This is a genomic window from Phytoactinopolyspora endophytica (assembly GCF_004138495.1).
Taxonomy (GTDB): Bacteria; Actinomycetota; Actinomycetes; order Jiangellales; family Jiangellaceae; genus Phytoactinopolyspora; species Phytoactinopolyspora endophytica.
In genome coordinates this window covers 1-4,117 of sequence record NZ_ML142853.1, presented here as the reverse complement: position 1 = coordinate 4,117, position 4,117 = coordinate 1, and the positions used below count along the sequence as shown (strand labels likewise).

Here is a 4,117-nt window from a genome sequence, read left to right as displayed (position 1 = left end):
CGGACAGGATCGCAGACGGCACCGACAAAGCCGGGCCGAGCGGCTTCTATTACCTGAGTCTGGCAGCCGGCGGCCAGGTCGCGGACCCGTAGATCACGGCGCGAACGGGGCGACGATCCCTGAAAAGGTGATGACATCGAGGGCGCGCGTGGCGAAACGACCGTCGGCCGCATACAACGGCATTCGGAGGAGAAGGAGGTTGACCGGGAAGCCGACCACATCTTAGAGTGCTGCGCGAGCGAGCGGGGATCATCAGGAACAGATGTCTCGGGCTCCTGGTGGATGGTGAAATCGAGGCGAGGTGGATTTGCGCCGATTCGTGGTCGATCACGTAATCTGTCGGTTCAGGTGCCGTCGAGTGAAGTGTTGCTTGTTGTGAGGAATGGCCGTGTCGTTGGTAAGGGCTTCATTCACGGGTCTCCTTGAGCCCCAGCGGGTACACAATGGCTATGCCTATGTCGCTTCTTTGCTTGCTGCCATCACAGTGACAAGACTCCTTTTCGGAAATTCGCCCATCCCGGCGCTGACGGATGCTGCTGGTCTCCTTGATCGTGATGCAATGCTTGATCAAGTAGTCTCGTCCGTGCACGCGATTCTTGCGGGCAACGATCACGTCGTGGGGCCGATCGCGCTAACGACCTGCTGCGTGGCGGTTGCGCGGCTGGTGGTCTACCCACTGTGGCGCGGTCGACTGGGCTTTGAGGCAACCACGCTGGCCGCACGTGAACAGATCATGCCTATCGGGCCGAGTCTCGCTGACGGCGCAGGAGCAATACCTCGGGCGGCCTTGACGTTTTGGGCAGCGTTTTGTGTCGCCACGCAGGCGGGGGCCATCCCGACGAGCCCGACCCGCAATGTGCTACTCGTGACCCTAGCCACAGTGTTCGCCAGTACGCTAGTCGTCGCATTTTCCACGTTTATCTTCGCGCTTTTCCGCAATGGCAGGGCATGGGCAATCTATCCGTACTGGCTAAAGCTCGCCGACGTGCACGGCGCGGTCTCGTCGTCATTGCTAGTGGTCGTCTGGTGCCTAGCTCGGATGCCTCTCCTATTTCCATTGAGAGTCATCGCATGGCTACTAGACGTCATCGGTCACGACGATACGCCCGATGGGATTGAACAACCTGAGCCCACCGGTGCGATCCGACTTCAAGATGTATAGCCTTACCTAGCTCGGATCTTTCGTGAGCCGGGCGTGGGTGATTGTGACGGTGCTACGGCCGTCGCGTTGGGATGAATTGTGGCGGGTGGGTGTGACAGGGTGCCCGGGTGTCGTCTCGGGTGGACGCCGGTTCCATGGGCCGGTGTGATGTGAGGGCCGTTGGGACAAGGGCTTGGTATGCTGGTCAGCCGGGTTCTGCGAGGGCTCGTAAGCGCGTGAAGCCGGCGATGATCGCATCGGTCCAGGCGTGGTCGCCGGACAGGCGGATGATGGTTTGTCGTCCGGTGTGCACGAGTCGGGCGGCGGCGGTGAACAGCCGGAAGCGTAGGCGTTTGGGTTCCCACCGGCGGGCGGGGTGGCCGGTGAGCGCGAGCAGTTGCATCCAGGCGGTGATCTCGCAGGCCAGTGCGACGATGGCGCACCAGATCCGGTTCTGGTCGAAGTTGTAGAGCGGGAGGTTGCGCAGGCCGGTGTCTTTTGCGCATCGGATGCGGTCCTCGGCGCGGGCGCGGCGGCGGTGTCGAAGTTCCGCAACGATCTGCTGGATCGCCACTCCTTCTAGCGCTGTTCGACGCACGAGTCTTACATATCGTGCGGCGCGGCTACTCCGCGCAAGATGCGCCCGGTGAGAGATACGACGTATGGGTCATCGACTACGGAGCGTATGTCGATCTCATCAACACGAAGTCCGCACCGCAGGGGATGCTTCCATACGGTGAGGGGATAGACCCTGAAGGCTATGTGGACGTGCCAACTCAAGACTTGCGTGCGATCCGACGTGCCATTCTGGATCTCGACAAGTTCGAGCTTCTCAACCGCACCACCCGGCCTACGCCCTGACATTGCCGAATTGATCTCTTCTAGATCAAGGCGGCGCTGACGCGCCGCGTGCGGGCTCACTCCGGGCGTGCGGCCTGGCGGCCGGTCCCTCCGCGAGGCCCGCATGAGCCGATGGCTGGAACGCGCGCTATCCCGCATCACCTGGGCGCGCTCGTGCTGCAGCATCGGCGGCATCCCACCGCCGCTGAAGATCGGATAGCTGGTTCCTGAAGTCGTCAGCGAAGAGAGTCATCTCCTTTGTGCACTGTAGCGCCCACACCTGGGCGAGGAACGCGCCGAACGCGAAGAGCCCACCAATCACGAGCGCGAGGCCGAGTTCGCCTTGGGCGTCTGCGATGAGGAGCATCGAGCCAGTCACGACGACCACGAAGTGAAACGCTGTAAAGATAGCCGCCAGCCTCTGACTGCCGAGCCGTGCACGAATTCGAAATGGCCCCCACCAAAGCTGCCAAGTCTGGGCGTTCGCCATGAGACGATCGAACTCTGTCTGGAGCTTGTCAAGCTCGCTGTATGGCGCATCTGGCCCCGTTGCTTCCGAATCGGGCACGTTATGTCCTCCAATGTCGCCGTTCCCCTCGTCGCTACCATTCTTCGGCCTCCACGGCGCGAGTCAAGGGCGCTCGCAGGCTCGCGTCTATTCGTGATGATCTTCGATCACCCTTGACCCGCTTCGCTTCGGCCTACGGATGGCAGCTATGAGGGGAACGGCTCAGAATGGGATCAGCCCGGCAGGTTGCGGGTATCGCAGACGAGGAACGGCACGAGGGAGGTGCGTCCAATGAGCAAACCCACAGTTCACCCGCCGACATACGGCGAGACGCTGGAGAATAGCGTGGACGAGATCCTCGCGGGAGCGCGCCCGCTGCCGTTCGGCGATGAGATGATCATCGAGGGGCTGACCGAAGAGGAACAGCGGGACTACTTGACCACAGCCCTAGGGAATTACGTGCTCTTCCACACGCGCTGATCGCCGCCGCCCTGGGGTGTGTCGAGGTGGCTTTGACGGCGTGGATCTCAACCGACCAGCCCCGTACGCTCTCAGAGCTCCTCGACCGCGCCTTGCAGGCGCCCTCCGGACAGAGGTGACGAGCTCGGAAGGATTCGCCCTGGTCTCGGTACCTCGGGTGAGTCGCCCCAGACGGCCGGGGCGGTGCCGTGCTGCCAGGCCGACCCGCCATGTCGGGCCCGGCGCGATGGCTCGTACAGGTATTGGGTTCAGGGTTTGTTCCAACTCTCGGGATGCCCCGCCGACGGACCACTGGCAGCTCGGCGTCCGCCAGTCCGATGGGCTGGCCGCCGTCTTGGGAGGGAATTGACTCATCGTTCATGTCTGCCTGCTTGGCGAGCGCTGCCCGCGAATCCGAGGGCAGCCGTGACTGCGGCGACGACGGCGAGGACGCCGATGAACCCGAATGCTGCTTGGAATCCACCGAGGCCGGACCCGGCCAAGAGCACCGTTGCGACCGCGGCCAGGCCCGCCGCCCCGCCGATCTCGCGCGTGGTCTCGACCAGGCCCGACGCCAACCCGGATTCCGTCGCCGCGACGCCTGAAAGCGCGCCGATCTGCAGCAAGGGCACACACAGGCCGAAGCCGGTGCCGGTGAGCACGAACGCGGGAAGCAGGCCGTCGAGGTAGCCGGCATCGGCGGAAACCCGGGTCAGCGACAGAACCCCGACGGCAAAGAGCGACAGGCCGATGACCAGCAGACGCCGGACTCCCACGGCGGCGAGGCGGCCGGCGATGGACGCTGCCGCAAAGAAGGTCAACGTGGTCGCCAGGCATGCGAGGCCGGTTTTTGCCGGCGAGTAGCCGAGTTCCTGCTGCATCAGTAGCGACCCGATGAAGATGAACGCGAAGAAGGCGCCGAAGCCGAACAACGCCGTGAGGTTGGCCGCGAGGAGTGTGCGGTTCTTCAGCACCGAAGCAGGCACGAGCGGGGCGGGCGAACACGCCTCGATCCGCACGAACGCCGTCATCAGCAGGGCGGCCGCGGCGAACCACACCACGGTGAGTCCGGTGGTCCATCCGTGGGTTGCGGCGTGGTGCAGTGCATAGACGAATACCATCAGCGCGCCGGTCGCCGTGCTCGCCCCGGCGATGTCGAGTCGCCCGGA

6 protein-coding genes are annotated in these 4,117 nt (G+C 63.8%); 3 read left to right on the top strand and 3 right to left on the bottom strand.

The genetic code is table 11. The features are described from left to right. Positions 1-388: 388 nt before the first annotated feature. Positions 389-1,162, top strand: a complete 774-nt coding sequence (locus tag ELR45_RS10845; protein WP_129665906.1) for a hypothetical protein — start codon at positions 389-391, stop codon at positions 1,160-1,162. Between the two features lie 184 nt (positions 1,163-1,346). Here ELR45_RS10845 and ELR45_RS10840 read toward each other — a convergent pair whose 3' ends face one another. Continuing rightward, the gene (locus ELR45_RS10840; protein WP_240759604.1) at positions 1,347-1,796 is read right to left on the bottom strand and encodes a transposase; all 450 of its coding nucleotides are present in this window, start codon (positions 1,794-1,796) and stop codon (positions 1,347-1,349) included. Here ELR45_RS10840 and ELR45_RS10835 point away from each other — a divergent pair. Beyond that, positions 1,754-2,002, top strand: coding sequence for a cupredoxin domain-containing protein (locus ELR45_RS10835; protein ID WP_205856386.1), 249 nt, complete (start codon positions 1,754-1,756; stop codon positions 2,000-2,002). The genes ELR45_RS10840 and ELR45_RS10835 overlap by 43 nt on opposite strands. Before the next feature lie 127 nt (positions 2,003-2,129). On the opposite strand, the gene ELR45_RS10830 is transcribed toward ELR45_RS10835, so the two are convergent. Beyond that, complete coding sequence (locus tag ELR45_RS10830; RefSeq protein WP_129665904.1) at positions 2,130-2,549, bottom strand: hypothetical protein; 420 nt, start codon at positions 2,547-2,549, stop codon at positions 2,130-2,132. 231 nt (positions 2,550-2,780) lie between these two features. Between ELR45_RS10830 and ELR45_RS10825 the strand changes: the two genes are divergently transcribed. After that, on the top strand, positions 2,781-2,969 hold the full coding sequence (locus ELR45_RS10825) for a hypothetical protein (protein WP_129665903.1): 189 nt from the start codon (positions 2,781-2,783) through the stop codon (positions 2,967-2,969). Between the two features lie 350 nt (positions 2,970-3,319). Here the strand turns inward: ELR45_RS10825 and ELR45_RS10820 are convergent. After that, positions 3,320-4,117, bottom strand: a 798-nt coding sequence (locus tag ELR45_RS10820) for an MFS transporter (RefSeq protein ID WP_129665901.1), incomplete at its 5' end; no start/stop codon positions are given.

Coding starts and splice junctions, on each gene's coding strand:
- ELR45_RS10825 (WP_129665903.1), top strand. CDS start 2,781: ATGAGCAAACCCACAGTTCACCCGCCGACATACGGCGAGACGCTGGAG.